This window comes from Pseudomonas sp. AM14(2022) (assembly GCF_036346455.1).
GTDB lineage: Bacteria > Pseudomonadota > Gammaproteobacteria > Pseudomonadales > Pseudomonadaceae > Aquipseudomonas > Aquipseudomonas putida_A.
Window position 1 is genome coordinate 1 of the sequence record NZ_JAOTNY010000015.1, and the last position, 15071, is coordinate 15071.

Consider the following 15071-nt stretch of genomic DNA (forward strand, 5'->3'; position numbering starts at 1 on the left):
TTCAACAATGAGTTGCCTGACACAGCGCTTTCGCGAGCAAGCCCGCTCCCACAGCCATCTGACCGGACTTAGTCGCGGAAGTTGTTGAACTGCAGTGGCATGCCGAATTCCTTGGCGCGCAGAGCCGCGATGGCTTCCTGCAGGTCATCGCGCTTCTTGCCGGTCACCCGCACCTGCTCGCCCTGAATGGCGGCCTGCACCTTGAGCTTGGCGTCCTTGATGTGCGCGACGATTTTCTTCGCCAACTCCTTGTCGATGCCTTCCTTGAGGATCGCGTCCTGCTTCATCAGCTTGCCCGAGGCGTAAGCGTCTTTTACTTCTAGGCACTGCACATCGATCTTGCGCTTGGTCAGGGCCAGCTTGAGGATCTCGATCATCGCTTCCAGCTGGAACCCGGCTTCAGCGGTCAGGTTGACGGTCAGGTCCTTTTCCTTGAACTCGAAGCTGCCTTTGCCTTTCAGGTCATAGCGACGATCAAGTTCCTTCACGGCGTTCTCGACCGCGTTGGTCAGCTCGTGTTTGTCCAGTTCGGATACCACGTCGAACGACGGCATGTAATCTCTCCAATAAAAAGGCGCGCTCGATCAGGAGGGAGCGCGCTTGGCTTGCGGTTAAAATCCGGCTCATTATAACGGGTCTTTTCCCACCGATACGGCGAGCCTTCCATGCCAGTACCTTACCGAGTGAAAAACTGATGTCCACCCCCTGGCACGTTCTTGGCGCCGGCAGCCTCGGCACCCTGTGGGCCACGCGCCTGGCGCGGGCCGGTCTGCCGGTGCGGCTGATCGTGCGGGATGCCGAGCGCTTGCGCAGCTATCAGGCGGCCGGTGGTCTGACGCTGGTCGAACACGGCGCAGCCACGACCTATGCCGTCCCTGCGCAAACGGCGGACGACCCGGAGCCGATCCGCCGCCTGCTGGTCGCCTGCAAAGCCTATGACGCCGAAAACGCCGTCGCCCGCCTCGCCCCGCGCCTGAGCGCAGATGCCGAGCTGATCCTGCTGCAAAACGGCCTCGGCAGTCAGGACGCGGTCGCAGCGGTGGTTCCGCAGGCACGCTGCATCAGCGCCTCCAGCACCGAAGGCGCGTTCCGCGACGGCGACTGGCGCGTGGTGTTTGCCGGCCACGGTTTCACCTGGCTGGGCGATGCCAGCCATCCGGTGGCGCCGATCTGGCTGGACGATCTTGATGCGGCGAAAATCCCCCACGAGTGGAGCACCGACATCCTCACCCGGCTGTGGCGCAAACTGGCGCTCAATTGCGCGATCAATCCGCTGACCGTGCTCCATGATTGCCGTAACGGCGGGCTGGAGCAGCATCAATGCGAAGTCGCCACGCTGTGCAGCGAGCTGGCCGAATTGCTGGAGCGTTGCGGTCAACCGGCCGCAGCGGTCAATCTGAAACAGGAAGTCGAACGGGTGATTCACGCCACGGCGGCCAATTACTCGTCGATGTATCAGGACGTGGCCAACCGCCGCCGCACCGAAATCAGCTACCTGCTGGGCCACGCCTGCAAAGTCGCCACCCGCCATCAACTGAACCTGCCGCACCTCACTCAGTTGCAGCAACGTCTGGTCGGCCATCTGCGCAGCCTTGGATTGCCCAGCGACTGAGCAGCGGCTACGCTGCCCACTTGTTCCTTTGCTGCGATAAACCTGATGCCATTGCGCCAGCGCCTTGAAAACCTGCCGGTCGGCCAGAAACTGCTGGCCGCCCTGCTGGTGTTGTTGACCACCGTCCTGCTGGTCGCCAACCTGACCTTTATCAGCGCCGCCTATTACATCTCTCAGGAAAGCATGGCGCCGCAAGCTTTGCAGACCATCGGCCGGCTGATCTCCAACCCGAGCCTGGTCGCACAAGCCCTCGAGTCGCCGCAGAGCGCCGAACGCCTGCTCAAGGAACTCGACAGCTATTCGCCACTGCGCGCCGCCGCGTTGTATGACGGTAAGGGTGACCGTCTCGCTCAGGTACAGCGTGGCGACAAGCTCAATCTGCCAGAACGCTATCGACACGTCGAAGCCTGGCAACTCACCGAGTTTCGCAGCAACCAGTTGATCACCCTGCCCCGCCCCGGCACCGCGCCCGGGCACTTGCTGCTGGTCGCCAGCAGTGAACTGCCGATGGCGTTCTACACCGGCACCCTGACTGCCAGTCTCGGCATCCTGATTTTCAGTGTGCTGCTGTGGCTGGTGATTGCGCGGCAGATCAAACGCCTGATCACTCGGCCGATCCATGAACTGGAAGAGCTCTCGCGTCAGGTCACCCGTGAAGAGAACTATGCCCTGCGCGCCTCACGCGGCAACCACGATGAAATCGGCAGCCTCGCCGAGGCGTTCAACACCATGCTCTCGCGCATCGAAGCCCGCGAGCAGCAACTCAAGCGCGCCCGCGATGACTCGCAGGCCGCCTACGATCAGGCCCAGGGCCTGGCCGAAGAAACCCGCCACACCAACCGAAAACTGGAGCTGGAAGTCCAGGTTCGGAGCAAGATCGAGAAGAAGCTCACCGGCTTCCAGAACTACCTCAACAGCATCATCGACTCCATGCCCTCGGCGCTGATCGCTCTCGACGAACAGCTCTACGTGACCCAGTGGAACCAGGAGGCCAGCGCCCTCTCCGGCACGCGCCTGGATGAAGCGCTGAACCAGCCGATCTTCCTCGCCTTCGAACCGCTCAAGCCGTTTCTGCCGCAACTCAAGCAGACCGTGGAAGAACACACCGTGGCGAAGATCGAGCGGGTGACCTGGTTCAAGGACGACGAGCCCAAGCACTACGCCCTGACCTTCTACCCACTGATGGGCGGTGCCGGGCGCGGTGTGGTGATCCGTATCGACGACATCACCCAGCGCCTGTCGCTGGAAGAAATGATGGTGCAGTCGGAAAAAATGCTTTCGGTCGGTGGTCTCGCCGCCGGCATGGCCCATGAGATCAACAACCCGCTGGGCGCGATCCTGCACAACGTGCAGAACATTCGCCGGCGGCTGTCGGTGGATCTGCCGAAGAACCTCGAAACCGCCGAACAGCTCGGCATCGAACTGGACACGGTCAACCGTTACCTGCAAAGCCGCGAAGTACCGAAATTGCTCGACGGCATCCAGCAGGCCGGCGCCCGCGCGGCAAAAATCGTCACGCACATGCTCAGTTTCAGCCGGCGCAGCACCCGGCAAATGGCCCCGTGCGATCTGCCCGCGCTGATCGATCAGGCTGTAGAAATTGCTGGCAACGACTTCGATCTGGCGATCGGTTTCGACTTCAAGGGCCAGGCAATCATCCGCCAGTTCGACCCGGCGCTCGGCCCGGTTCCGGGCACCGCCAACGAACTGGAACAAGTGTTGCTCAACCTGCTGAAAAACGCCGCGCAAGCCATTCACCAGCGCGAAGACGACAGCGAGCCGGGGCGGATCATCCTGCGCACCAAACTCAATCCGCCATGGGCCGAGATTCAGGTCGAGGACAATGGCATCGGCATGAGCGAAAACGTGCGCAAACGCACCTTCGAGCCGTTCTTCACCACCAAGGAAATCGGCCAGGGCACAGGGCTGGGGCTGTCGGTGTCGTACTTCATCATCACCAACAACCACAAAGGGCAGATGGAAGTGCAATCGGCGCCGGGCCAGGGCACCTGCTTCACGTTGCGCCTGCCACTGACCCAACCGGCGGCCATCGCCGCCGAAACCAATCAACTACCGAGGTAACCCATGGGCTTTCGCTTGTCGAAGATCTACACCCGCACCGGCGACACCGGCGAAACCGGCCTGGGCGATGGCCGCCGCGTCCCCAAGGATCACCCGCGGATCGAAGCGATTGGCGAAGTCGATACGCTGAACAGTCAGGTCGGCGTGCTGCTGGCCGGGCTGATCGCCGAGCGCGAGGCGTTCCCGGGGCTGAATGAGCTGATCGACGTGCTCGCGCCTTGCCAGCATCGTCTGTTTGACCTCGGCGGAGAGCTGGCGATGCCGGAATATCAGGCGCTGAACACGGCAGAAATCGAGCGCCTGGAAGCGGCGATTGATGTATGGAACGAGGAATTGGGGCCGCTGGAGAATTTCATTCTGCCCGGTGGGTCGATGCTGATTGCCCAGGCCCATGTGTGCCGCAGTCTGGCGCGCAGTACCGAGCGCCGTTGTCAGCATTTGAATGCAATTGAGCCATTGGCCGGCGTTGGTTTGGCGTATATCAATCGGTTGTCGGATCTGTTGTTCGTCGCCGCAAGGTTGATTGCGCGGCGGCAGGGGATTGCGGAGATTTTGTGGCAACCGGCGGCGAAACCTTCAGATATCTAGCGCCTGTAAGGACGCCTTCGCGAGCAAGCCCGCTCCCACAGTTGATTGCATTTCAACTGAGGGAACTCGATCAACTGTGGGAGCGGGCTTGCTCGCGAAGAGGCCAGCAGCCTCTACAGAGAATCGGGCCAGAATGCGCGAATCCCCGCCACACCTTGAGCGCCGACACCCCAAGCCTTTTCACGTTCCGCCGGGCCAACCCCGCCGAGCAAGAACACCGGTTTGCTGAAGCCCTCGATCAACGTCGAAGCCTGCTCCCAGCCCAACGGCTGCGCATCCGGGTGAGTCAGCGTCGGCTGCACCGGCGACAGAGTGACGAAATCCACGCCCATCTGCTCGGCCAGTGCCAGTTCTTCAGCGTTGTGGCACGAAGCCGCCAACCAGCGCTCTGCCGGCAGCGGCCGCCCTGCTGCGGCGTATTTGCGCAGTTGCGCGGACGTGATGTGCCAACCGGCCGACGGGAAATCGCCGAGCCATTCGAACGGCCCCTTGATCATCAACTGCGCCTTGCCGGCACACAGACCGGCTGCATCCACCGCCAGATCGCGGTATTTGGGGTCATAGCCGTTCGGCGCGCGCAGCTGGATCAGTTTGATCCCGCCGGCAATCGCCTTCTGAATGCCGCGCAGCAAGGCCGGAGCTTCCAGATCTTCCGGGGTGATCAGGTAGTCGCCGGGCAGGCGCGCCGCGGCCACGATCGGCTGATTGGCCGCCGGGAATTCGTAGTTCAGCAGATCCTTGGCGGTCACCCAGGCCAGTGGCTGACCTTCGGCACCGTGCGGCTCACCGCTGAAGCTCGACACTTCCCAGACATCCAGCAGTACCTGCTTGTCCGGGTAATCGTGGCGCACCTTGATCAGTGGACGAGCGGCGCCAACGACAATGCCAAGCTCTTCCTGCAGCTCGCGAGCCAAGGCGCTTTCGACCGATTCGTCAGCCTCGACCTTGCCGCCGGGAAATTCCCACAGGCCGCCCTGATGCTGAGTGTCGGCACGACGGGCGATGAGGATTTTGCCGCTGTCGTCACGAATGACGGCAGCCGCGACATGTACGCGTTTCACGGATTTAACTCCTCCAGTCCAGCCTTTTGCCACGCCTTGAAGGCGGGCCATTGGTAGACGGTTTCAACATAGGCTTCATCAACCGTCGGCAACTGCACCTGGTAAGTCCGCAGGCGCACGGCAATCGGGGCGAAGAACGCGTCAGCCAGGCTCACCCGGCCAAACAGATACGGCCCAGGCTCCGTGGCGGCAGCACGGCATTCAGCCCACAGCGCGAGCATGCGTTCGATATCGACCTTCACCTCTGGCGGCACCGGGTTGAGCGGTGCGTCGTGGCTCAGGTTGAACGGCATGTGATTGCGCATGGCGAAAAAGCCACTGTGCATCTGCGCGCAGGCGGATCGCGCCTGGGCACGGGCGAACAGGTCGGTTGGCCAGAGCTGTTCGGACGGGAACTGCTCGGCCAGGTATTCGGCGATCGCCAGAGAGTCGGCGATGGTGCCGCGAGAAGTTTGCAGCAGCGGCACCTTGGCGGTCGGCGAATGCTTGAGCAGCCGCTCGCGGGTGTCGGGCTTGCCGAGTTTGATCAGTTCTTCGCTGTAGGGAGCGCCGGTCAGCTCCAGCGCCAGAGCGGCGCGCAGGGACCAGGAGGAAAGCAGTTTGTCGCCGATGATCAGGTGCAGGGACATGGTGTGGCGCCTTTTCGTCAGTGGAAAGCTTCAAGACTTAGAGTGACTGGGCCGACGCTTTCGCGGGCAAGCCCGCTCCCACAGTAGTTTCGGTCGTGCACAAATCTCGTGTACACCACAGAACCCTGTGGGAGCGGGCTTGCCCGCGAAGAGGCCGGCACATTCAACATTGATGTTGCCTGACACAACGCCATCGCGAGCAGGCTCGCTCCCACATTGGATCGTGTTGTCACAAATCCCCCTGTGGGAGCGAGCCTGCTCGCGAAAGAAGCGACCCGGTCTTGGATCAGGTGCGGTACTCGGCGTTGATCTTCACGTATTCATGCGACAGGTCGGTGGTCCAGATGGTTTCGCTGCAGTCACCGCGACCCAGTTCGATACGGATGGTGATCTCTTCCTGCTGCATCACCGCCGAACCCTGCGCCTCAGTGTAGGTCGCTGCGCGTGCGCCACGGCTGGCGATGCACACGTCGCCGAGGAACACATCGATCTTGCTCACATCCAGATTCGGCACGCCGGCACGGCCGACAGCGGCCAGAATACGGCCCCAGTTCGGGTCGGAAGCAAACAGCGCGGTCTTGATCAGCGGCGAGTGGGCCACGGTGTAACCGACGTCGAGGCATTCCTGATGATTGCCGCCGCCATTGACTTCAACAGTGACGAACTTGGTCGCGCCTTCGCCGTCACGCACGATGGCCTGGGCCACATCCATGCACACTTCGAACACAGCCTGTTTCAGCTTGTTGAACAGCTCGCCTTCGGCGCGAGTGATTTCCGGCAGTGCAGCCTTGCCGGTGGCAATCAGCATGCAGCAGTCGTTGGTCGAAGTGTCGCCGTCGATGGTGATGCGGTTGAACGACTTGTTCGCGCCGTCGAGCATCAGGTTGTGCAGTACGTCGCGGGAAACTTTGGCATCGGTGGCGATGTAGCCGAGCATGGTCGCCATGTTCGGGCGAATCATGCCTGCACCTTTGCTGATGCCGGTGACGGTAATGGTCACGCCATCATGCTCGAACTGGCGGCTGGCACCCTTGGGCAGGGTGTCGGTGGTCATGATGCCAGTGGCGGCAGCTTCCCAGTTGTTTTCCGACAGATCATCCAGTGCGGCCTGCAGCGCGCCTTCGATTTTCTCGACCGGCAGCGGCTCACCGATCACGCCGGTGGAGTACGGCAGGATCTGGCTGGCATCGACACCGGTCAGCTCGGCCAGTTTGGCGGTGGTGCGCTCGGCAGCCGCCAGGCCCGGCTCACCGGTACCGGCGTTGGCATTGCCGGTGTTGGTCAGCAGGTAACGCACGTCGTTGTGCACACGTTTTTTCGCCAGGATCACCGGCGCGGCGCAAAAGGCGTTCAACGTGAACACACCGGCCACGGTCGAACCTTCGGCGCAGCGCATCACTACCACATCCTTGCGCCCGGGGCGCTTGATGCCGGCCGAGGCAATACCGAGTTCAAAACCGGCAACCGGGTGCAACGTTGGCAAAGGACCAAGACCAACAGCCATGAATGCGCTCCTTACTCAATGATGTCAGCACCGCTCACAGGGATGGCGGTGGTGTAAATGGCAAAACGCCGCGACGGCAGGAGCCGGTCGCGGCGCGGGTATTTCAGCGATTGAAACGGGGGTTACTGGATCTGCCCGTGGCAATGCTTGAATTTCTTGCCCGAACCGCAGTAGCACAGTTCGTTGCGACCCAGCTTCTGCTCGTTGCGCACCGGCGCGGTGGCGAGGGCGACATCGACCTCTTCACCCAATACTTCCGGCTGCTCCAGACCAGGGGCCTCGGCGTGTTCGAACTGCATGCGCGCGGCCAGTGCTTCGGCTTCCTCACGCAGGCGTTGCTCTTCGGCTTCCGGATCTTCGCGGCGCACCTGAACGTGCGACAGCACACGGATCGAGTCGCGTTTGATCGAATCCAGCAGCTCGGAGAACAGCGTGAACGACTCGCGCTTGTATTCCTGCTTCGGGTTCTTCTGGGCGTAGCCACGCAGGTGGATGCCGTGACGCAGGTGATCCATGGTCGAAAGGTGGTCTTTCCACAGGTCGTCGAGCACGCGCAGAACGATTTGTTTCTCGAACGAGCGCAGTGCTTCCGCACCGGCCTGATCTTCTTTCTCGTTGTACGCCGCCATCAGCTCGACCATCAGCTTCTCGCGCAGGGTCTCTTCGTACAGGTGATCGTCTTCGTCGAGCCATTGCTGGATCGGCAGTTTCACCCCGAAGTCGCTGGCAATCGACGCTTCCAGACCGGCCACGTCCCACTGCTCTGGCAGCGATTGCGGCGGAATGTGCGCGCTGACGGTGGCGTTGAGCACGTCCTGACGGAAATCGGCGATGGTTTCACCGATGTTGTCGGCGGCCAGCAACGTGTTACGCATGTGATAGATCACTTTACGCTGTTCGTTGTTGACGTCGTCGAACTCGAGCAGTTGTTTACGGATGTCGAAGTTGCGACCTTCCACCTTGCGCTGCGCCTTCTCGATCGCGTTGGTCACCATGCGGTGCTCGATCGCTTCGCCCGGCTGCATGCCCAGGGCTTTCATGAAGTTCTTCACCCGGTCAGAGGCGAAGATGCGCATCAGGCTGTCTTCCAGCGACAGGTAGAAGCGGCTGGAACCGGCATCGCCCTGACGGCCGGCACGGCCACGCAGCTGGTTGTCGATACGACGGGATTCGTGACGCTCGGAGGCAATCACCTGCAGACCGCCGGACTCCAGCACTTGCTGGTGACGCTTCTGCCAGTCAGCCTTGATCTGGGCGATCTGCTCGGGGCTCGGGTTTTCCAGCGCCGCGACTTCCACTTCCCAGTTACCGCCCAACAGGATGTCGGTACCACGACCGGCCATGTTGGTGGCGATGGTCAGGGCGCCCGGACGACCGGCTTGCGCGATGATCTCGGCTTCTTTTTCGTGGAACTTGGCGTTCAGCACCTTGTGTTCGATGCCTTCCTTGTTGAGCAGGTTGGACACATGCTCGGAAGTTTCGATGGTCGCGGTGCCCACCAGGATCGGACGGCCCTGGGCCATGCCTTCCTTGATGTCATTGATGATCGCCGCGTATTTCTCTTCGGCGGTCAGGAACACCAGGTCGTTGAAATCTTTACGCGCCAACGGCTTGTTCGGCGGAATCACCATGACCTGCAAGCCATAGATCTGGTGGAATTCGAACGCTTCGGTGTCGGCGGTACCGGTCATGCCGGACAGCTTGGTGTACAGACGGAAGTAGTTCTGGAACGTGGTCGAAGCCAGAGTCTGGCTCTCGGCCTGAATGTTCAGACCTTCCTTGGCTTCGATGGCCTGGTGCAGGCCTTCGGACAGACGACGACCCGGCATGGTACGACCGGTGTGTTCGTCGACCAGTACGACCTGACCGTCCTGCACGATGTATTCGACGTTGCGGTGGAACAGCTTGTGCGCACGCAGACCCGAATAGACGTGGGTCAGCAGGCCCAGGTTATGCGCCGAGTACAGGCTCTCGCCTTCAGCCAGCAGGCCGACGCCGGTGAGCATTTCTTCGATGTACTGGTGACCGGCTTCGTTGAGTTCGACCTGACGGGTCTTCTCGTCGATGGTGTAGTGACCGGCCTTGGTGACCTGGCCTTCGACTTCTTCGACGTGCAGTTCCAGCTGCGGGATCAGTTTGTTGATCTCCATGTACAGCTTGGAACTGTCCTCGGCCTGACCGGAAATGATCAGCGGGGTACGGGCTTCGTCGATGAGGATGGAGTCGACTTCGTCGATCACGGCAAAATTGAGTTCGCGCTGGAATTTCTCTTCCATGCTGAACGCCATGTTGTCGCGCAGGTAGTCGAACCCGAATTCGTTGTTGGTACCGTAGGTGATGTCGGCAGCGTAGGCGGCGCGCTTTTCTTCCGGCGGCTGGAACGGCGTCACGACGCCGACGGTCAGGCCGAGGAATTCATACAGCGGGCGCATCCAGTTGGCGTCACGGCGGGCCAGGTAGTCGTTCACGGTTACAACGTGCACGCCCTTGCCGGACAGCGCGTTGAGGTAAACGCCCAGGGTCGCTACGAGGGTTTTACCCTCACCGGTACGCATTTCGGCAATCATGCCTTCATGCAGGGTCATGCCGCCGATCAACTGGACGTCGAAGTGGCGCATGCCCATGACGCGCTTGCCGGCTTCACGGGCGACCGCGAAGGCTTCAGGCAACAGCTTGTCGAGGGATTCCCCTTTGGCGATACGGGCCTTGAACTCATTGGTCTTGGCGCGCAATTGATCGTCCGAAAGGGCCACCATTTGCTCTTCGAAGGCATTGACGAGCTGCACCGTCTTGAGCATGCGTTTGACTTCACGCTCGTTCTTGCTTCCAAAAAGTTTCTTTAACAAAGGCGCAAACATATCGGCAGGATCTTCCACACTAAAGGGATGGAGGGCGGCCCCGTGAGTCGCCCGTGCAGCCCTCATGGCCGCATGCGAACGAGCATTCTACCCGGAAACGGTGGTGAGGAAAGTGGCGATATTCCACGATGCTGGCACTGCGCTTTGACGGGGCTCACTTAAAATAAGGGCGTTTTGCTCAACTTCAACCCATCAAGGCAAGAAGTTAGTTGTTGATTTAATGGGTAAAGCAGGGACAAAAGCAATGGGCGAGTGGTTCCGTTGCTTTCTGCTAACATGGCGCTTCTGTTACTTCAGGTGTTCGATCATGGCATTTCGCCCCCTTACAGCCAGAGCGCCCGCCGTTCTGCTACGCGAAGCCAAGCCGCTCAAAGCCATTCTTGGTCATGCCCAACGCCTCGCTCATCTGCAACGCCTGCTTGAAAGCCAGCTGCAACCTGCCGCCCGCGCACATTGTCATGTGGCCAAGTGGCGTGAAGGCGAACTGTCGCTGGTGGTCACCGACGGCCATTGGGCGACACGCCTGCGCTACCAGCAAAAACGCCTGCAACGGCAATTGCAGCTGTTCGAAGAGTTCGCCAACCTGACGCGAATCAAATTCAGCGTGCGACCACCGATCGTCCAGCCTGGGGCTGTCGGGCACACGATGGACCTGTCGAGCAATGCGGCGGCGACCATTCAGTCCACGGCCGACGGGATCAGCGATCCCGCTCTGCGTGCGGCACTTGAGCGCCTGGCGGCACACGCCAAAGACAAATCCTGATCTCAATCCAGAAAACTGCCACTTATCTAATGTGGGAGCGGGCTTGCTCGCGAAGGCGTCCTTTCAGGCAACATTATTGTTGACTGGCAGACCGCTTTCGCGAGCAAGCCCGCTCCCACAGTTTGGATCAACGCCGTTTGCTGCCACCGAGCAACGACCCCATCAAGCCGCGCACCAGTTGTTTACCCAGATTGTTGGCCGCCTGACGCATGGCTGACTTCAACGCCTGCCCCGCCGCCGTGCCCAGAAACTCTCCGGCACGATCAGCCAGGCTCGGCTCTTCGGCTGCCGGCTTACCCGCTGGCGCATCCGCCTCCGGCGCCAGATCCTTGCGGCCCATCAGGATTTCATATGCCGACTCACGATCAATCGGCTTGTCATATCGGCCCTTGAACGGCGACCCGGCGATCAGCATCGTGCGTTCGGTTTCGCTCAACGGCCCGATCCGCGACTGTGGCGGCGCCACCAGCACCCGCTGGACCATCTCCGGCGTGCCTTTTTCCTGCAGCGTCCCGACCAGTGCTTCGCCGATGCCCAGCTCGGTCAGTACCGACAAGGTGTCGAATGCCGGATTTGGCCGGAAGCCATCGGCTACCGCCCGCAGAGATTTCTGTTCCTTGGCGGTGAACGCACGCAAGCCGTGCTGAATCCGCAGGCCAAGTTGCGCCAGCACGTCATCCGGCAGGTCGCCCGGCGACTGGGTGACGAAATACACGCCGACACCTTTCGAGCGGATCAGCCGCACCACCTGTTCCAGACGCTCCTGCAACGCCTTGGGCGTATCGCCGAACAGCAAATGCGCTTCATCAAAAAACAACGCCAGCAGCGGTTTGTCGGCATCCCCGCGCTCCGGCAATTGCTCGAACAGCTCGGCCAGCAGCCACAGCAGGAACGTCGCGTAGACCTTCGGTGCCTCATGCACCAGACGGCTGGCATCGAGCAAATGAATCCGCCCATGACCATCGGCGGCCGGTTGCAGAATGTCTTCGAGTTGCAGCGCCGGTTCGCCGAACAACGCTTCAGCGCCCTGCTGCTCCAGGGTCGCCAGCCGGCGCAACAGTGCCTGGCTGGAACCGGTGGTCATCAGCGCGGCGTCTTCGCCGAGCAACTGCGGGTTGTCCTTGAGGTGATTGAGCAGCGCCTTGAGGTCTTTCAGATCCAGCAGCAACAGACCTTCGCGGTCGGCCACTTTAAAGGCTGCGTACAGCGCCGACTGCTGGCTGTCGGTCAGCTCCAGCAGGCTGCCGATGAGCAGCGGGCCCATTTCACTCAAAGTCGTGCGCAACGGATGACCGGATTCACCGTGAATGTCCCACAGCGTCACCGGATAAGCCTGCGGCTTGTGGTCGAGCCAGGGCATCCCGGCGATGCGCTCGGCGACCTTGCCCTGCGGATTGCCGGCGGCACCGAGGCCGCACAGGTCGCCCTTGATGTCGGCGGCGAACACCGCGACCCCGGCGTCACTGAATGCTTCGGCAAGGCGTTGCAAAGTCACGGTCTTGCCGGTGCCGGTCGCACCGGCGATCAGCCCGTGGCGGTTAGCCAGGCGCATGGCCTGAGCAATCGGTTGCCCCGCCAGATCGGCGCCGATAACGAGTTGCGATGTGTCAGGCATTTTGTCACCTATGGTTAATCTTTAATCCGTTGTGGCCGATAGCTAAGGGCGAGAACCTGACTGAAAAGTCGGTCGGACATTTCCCTAAGGAGAGTCGGAAATATCAGTTGTTTCACCCTTGCCCATTTTGCGCGTCTTTATAAAAGCACGCCCAGGACATTAAGACCTTAGCGGAACCCCAAGCCATGAACAAAAACCTGCGCTTCAGCCATAAAATTTTGCTTGCCGCCGCCCTCATCGTCATCGCCGCTTTCGCCTCGTTTACGCTGTACAACGATTGGCTGCAACGCAACGCGATCCGCGATGACCTGAACAACTATCTCAACGAGATGGGCGAAGTCACCGCCGATAACATCCAGACCTGGCTCAACGGGCGCATTCTGCTGGTCGAGAACGCCGCGCAGAACATCGCCATCAACCCGGACCCGGCCAACGTCGCCAGCCTGCTGGAACAGAAATCCCTGACCTCGACGTTCATGGCCACTTACCTGGGCGATGCCACCGGTCACTTCACCATCCGTCCGGACGTGAAGATGCCGGACGGTTTCGATCCTCGGGTGCGCCCTTGGTATAAAGGGGCCGAGAGCAGCAGCGCGTCGACCCTGACCGAACCGTACATCGACGCCGCCACCGGCCAGTTGATCATCTCCATCGCCACCGCCTCGAAAAAGGCCGGTCAGAGCGTCGGCGTGGTGGGCGGCGACCTGAGCCTGCAAACTCTGGTCGACACCCTGACTGCGCGAGACTTCTCCGGCATGGGCTACGCCTTCCTGGTCAGCGCCGACGGCAAGATCCTGGTGCACCCGGACAAGGCACTGGTGATGAAATCACTGAAAGAAGCCTATCCGCAGGACACCCCGCGCATCAGCAGCGATTTCAGTGAAATCACCGTCGATGGCAAGACTCGCATCGTCAGCTTCGCGCCGATCAAAGGCCTGCCGTCGGTCAACTGGTACATCGGGCTGTCGGTGGACAAGGACAAAGCCTTCTCGATGCTCAGCGAGTTCCGCACCTCGGCGGTGATTGCCACGGTGATTGCGGTGGTGATCATCATCGCGTTGCTGGGCATGCTGATTCGCCTGCTGATCCAGCCGCTGCACGTCATGACCCGCGCCATGGAAGACATCGCCGACGGTGAGGGCGACCTGACCAAGCGCCTGACCATCGTCAATAACGATGAGTTTGGCGTGCTGGGTACCGCATTCAACCGTTTCGTCGAGCGTATTCACGGTTCGATCCGCGAAGTCTCGTCGGCCACCGGGCAAGTCAACGAGGTCGCGCTGCGCGTGGTCGCGGCGTCCAACTCGTCGATGTACAACTCCGACCAGCAAGCCTCGCGCACCAGCAGCGTCGCCGCCGCGATCAATCAACTGGGCGCCGCCGCTCAGGAAATCGCCCGCAACGCCGCGCAAGCCTCGAACCAGGCCAGTGACGCCCGTGGCCTCGCCGAAGACGGCCAGCAAGTGGTGGATCGCAGCATCAAGGCGATGAATCAACTGTCGAGCATGCTCAGCGCCTCCAGCAGCAACATCGAGTCGCTGAACAGCAAAACCGTGAACATCGGGCAGATCCTCGAAGTGATCACCAGCATCTCCCAGCAGACCAACCTGCTGGCGCTCAATGCCGCCATCGAAGCGGCGCGTGCCGGTGAAGCCGGACGCGGTTTTGCCGTGGTCGCCGACGAAGTGCGCAACCTGGCGCACCGCACTCAGGAATCGGCGCAACAGGTGCAGACCATGATCGAGGAGCTGCAGGTCGGCGCCCGTGAATCGGTGAGCACCATGAGCGACAGCCAGCGCCACAGCCAGGACAGCGTGGAAATCGCCAACCTCGCCGGCGAACGCCTCAACAGCGTGACCCAGCGTATCGGCGAAATCGACGGGATGAACCAGTCGGTGGCGACCGCGACCGAGGAACAGACGGCGGTGGTCGAGTCGATCAACGTCGACATCACCGAGATCAACACGTTGAACCAGGAAGGCGTCGAGAACCTGCAAGCGACCTTGCGCGCCTGTTCGGATCTGGAACAGCAGGCTGCGCGTCTGAAGCAGCTGGTCGGCAGTTTCCGCATCTAAGGCGCTGCCACGGGCCTCTTCGCGAGCAGGCTCGCTCCCACATGGGATCTGTGTCGTTTGCAGATCCCATGTGGGAGCGGGCTTGCTCGCGAAGGCGTCCTGTCAAACACCAAACACCTCCCTGACACTCCCACCGCGCAGATCGCCGACATCCCCCCCTGTGCTCCCACATTGGATCTGTGTCGTTCACAGATCCCTGTGGGAGCGGGCTTGCTCGCGAAGGCATCCTGACAAACACCACAACACCTCCCTGACACTCCCACCGCGCAATCCCGACCGAACAT

General features: G+C 61.2%; 11 protein-coding genes and 1 pseudogene. 6 read left to right on the forward strand and 6 right to left on the reverse strand.

Going from position 1 to position 15071, the window contains the following annotated elements; translation table 11 throughout:
* Nucleotides 1-68 precede the first annotated feature (68 nt).
* Nucleotides 69-554, reverse strand: coding sequence for a YajQ family cyclic di-GMP-binding protein (locus V3W27_RS23860; RefSeq protein WP_003227548.1), 486 nt, complete (start codon nucleotides 552-554; stop codon nucleotides 69-71).
* 140 nt (nucleotides 555-694) lie between these two features.
* On the opposite strand from V3W27_RS23860, the gene V3W27_RS23865 reads away from it, so the two are divergent.
* The 3 genes from V3W27_RS23865 to V3W27_RS23875 are packed head-to-tail and all read left to right on the forward strand — an operon-like array spanning nucleotide 695 to nucleotide 4282.
* Complete coding sequence (locus tag V3W27_RS23865; RefSeq protein WP_330207695.1) at nucleotides 695-1612, forward strand: putative 2-dehydropantoate 2-reductase; 918 nt, start codon at nucleotides 695-697, stop codon at nucleotides 1610-1612.
* Between the two features lie 45 nt (nucleotides 1613-1657).
* Nucleotides 1658-3694: a sensor histidine kinase gene (locus V3W27_RS23870; protein ID WP_330207696.1), complete on the forward strand. Its 2037-nt coding sequence runs from the start codon at nucleotides 1658-1660 to the stop codon at nucleotides 3692-3694.
* A gap of 3 nt (nucleotides 3695-3697) precedes the next feature.
* Nucleotides 3698-4282, forward strand: a complete 585-nt coding sequence (locus V3W27_RS23875; RefSeq protein ID WP_330207697.1) for a cob(I)yrinic acid a,c-diamide adenosyltransferase — start codon at nucleotides 3698-3700, stop codon at nucleotides 4280-4282.
* A 113-nt stretch (nucleotides 4283-4395) separates the two neighbouring features.
* On the opposite strand, the gene V3W27_RS23880 is transcribed toward V3W27_RS23875, so the two are convergent.
* From V3W27_RS23880 to secA, 4 genes are all read right to left on the reverse strand, one after another.
* Complete coding sequence (locus tag V3W27_RS23880; RefSeq protein ID WP_330207698.1) at nucleotides 4396-5343, reverse strand: Nudix family hydrolase; 948 nt, start codon at nucleotides 5341-5343, stop codon at nucleotides 4396-4398.
* Nucleotides 5340-5972 (reverse strand): glutathione S-transferase family protein, encoded by a 633-nt coding sequence (locus tag V3W27_RS23885; RefSeq protein WP_330207699.1) that lies wholly within the window; start codon nucleotides 5970-5972, stop codon nucleotides 5340-5342. Before V3W27_RS23885 ends, V3W27_RS23880 begins: the two co-directional genes overlap by 4 nt.
* 286 nt (nucleotides 5973-6258) lie before the next feature.
* On the reverse strand, nucleotides 6259-7476 hold the full coding sequence (gene argJ / locus V3W27_RS23890) for a bifunctional glutamate N-acetyltransferase/amino-acid acetyltransferase ArgJ (protein ID WP_103367418.1): 1218 nt from the start codon (nucleotides 7474-7476) through the stop codon (nucleotides 6259-6261).
* Between the two features lie 122 nt (nucleotides 7477-7598).
* Nucleotides 7599-10334: a preprotein translocase subunit SecA gene (gene secA / locus V3W27_RS23895; protein ID WP_027612522.1), complete on the reverse strand. Its 2736-nt coding sequence runs from the start codon at nucleotides 10332-10334 to the stop codon at nucleotides 7599-7601.
* A 307-nt stretch (nucleotides 10335-10641) separates the two neighbouring features.
* Here secA and V3W27_RS23900 point away from each other — a divergent pair, with 307 nt between their 5' ends.
* Nucleotides 10642-11097: a DUF721 domain-containing protein gene (locus tag V3W27_RS23900; protein ID WP_096795098.1), complete on the forward strand. Its 456-nt coding sequence runs from the start codon at nucleotides 10642-10644 to the stop codon at nucleotides 11095-11097.
* Between the two features lie 127 nt (nucleotides 11098-11224).
* Here V3W27_RS23900 and V3W27_RS23905 read toward each other — a convergent pair whose 3' ends face one another.
* Entirely contained in the window at nucleotides 11225-12712 is a 1488-nt protein-coding gene (locus V3W27_RS23905; RefSeq protein WP_330207700.1) for a helicase HerA-like domain-containing protein, read from the reverse strand.
* A gap of 185 nt (nucleotides 12713-12897) precedes the next feature.
* Between V3W27_RS23905 and V3W27_RS28295 the strand changes: the two are divergent.
* Nucleotides 12898-13929, forward strand: a pseudogene (locus V3W27_RS28295) (HAMP domain-containing protein); the annotation flags it as partial.
* Between the two features lie 93 nt (nucleotides 13930-14022).
* Nucleotides 14023-14787: a methyl-accepting chemotaxis protein gene (locus V3W27_RS28300; RefSeq protein WP_371917795.1), complete on the forward strand. Its 765-nt coding sequence runs from the start codon at nucleotides 14023-14025 to the stop codon at nucleotides 14785-14787.
* Nucleotides 14788-15071: the final 284 nt, after the last annotated feature.

What these genes read in the sequence shown, in the direction of transcription:
- V3W27_RS23865 (WP_330207695.1), top strand. Translation starts at nt 695, where the DNA reads ATGTCCACCCCCTGGCACGTTCTTGGCGCCGGCAGCCTCGGCACCCTG.
- V3W27_RS23870 (WP_330207696.1), top strand. Translation starts at nt 1,658, where the DNA reads ATGCCATTGCGCCAGCGCCTTGAAAACCTGCCGGTCGGCCAGAAACTG.
- V3W27_RS23900 (WP_096795098.1), top strand. Translation starts at nt 10,642, where the DNA reads ATGGCATTTCGCCCCCTTACAGCCAGAGCGCCCGCCGTTCTGCTACGC.
- V3W27_RS23875 (WP_330207697.1), top strand. Translation starts at nt 3,698, where the DNA reads ATGGGCTTTCGCTTGTCGAAGATCTACACCCGCACCGGCGACACCGGC.
- V3W27_RS23860 (WP_003227548.1), bottom strand. Translation starts at nt 554, where the DNA reads ATGCCGTCGTTCGACGTGGTATCCGAACTGGACAAACACGAGCTGACC.
- V3W27_RS23885 (WP_330207699.1), bottom strand. Translation starts at nt 5,972, where the DNA reads ATGTCCCTGCACCTGATCATCGGCGACAAACTGCTTTCCTCCTGGTCC.
- V3W27_RS28300 (WP_371917795.1), top strand. Translation starts at nt 14,023, where the DNA reads ATGTACAACTCCGACCAGCAAGCCTCGCGCACCAGCAGCGTCGCCGCC.
- argJ (WP_103367418.1), bottom strand. Translation starts at nt 7,476, where the DNA reads ATGGCTGTTGGTCTTGGTCCTTTGCCAACGTTGCACCCGGTTGCCGGT.
- V3W27_RS23905 (WP_330207700.1), bottom strand. Translation starts at nt 12,712, where the DNA reads ATGCCTGACACATCGCAACTCGTTATCGGCGCCGATCTGGCGGGGCAA.
- secA (WP_027612522.1), bottom strand. Translation starts at nt 10,334, where the DNA reads ATGTTTGCGCCTTTGTTAAAGAAACTTTTTGGAAGCAAGAACGAGCGT.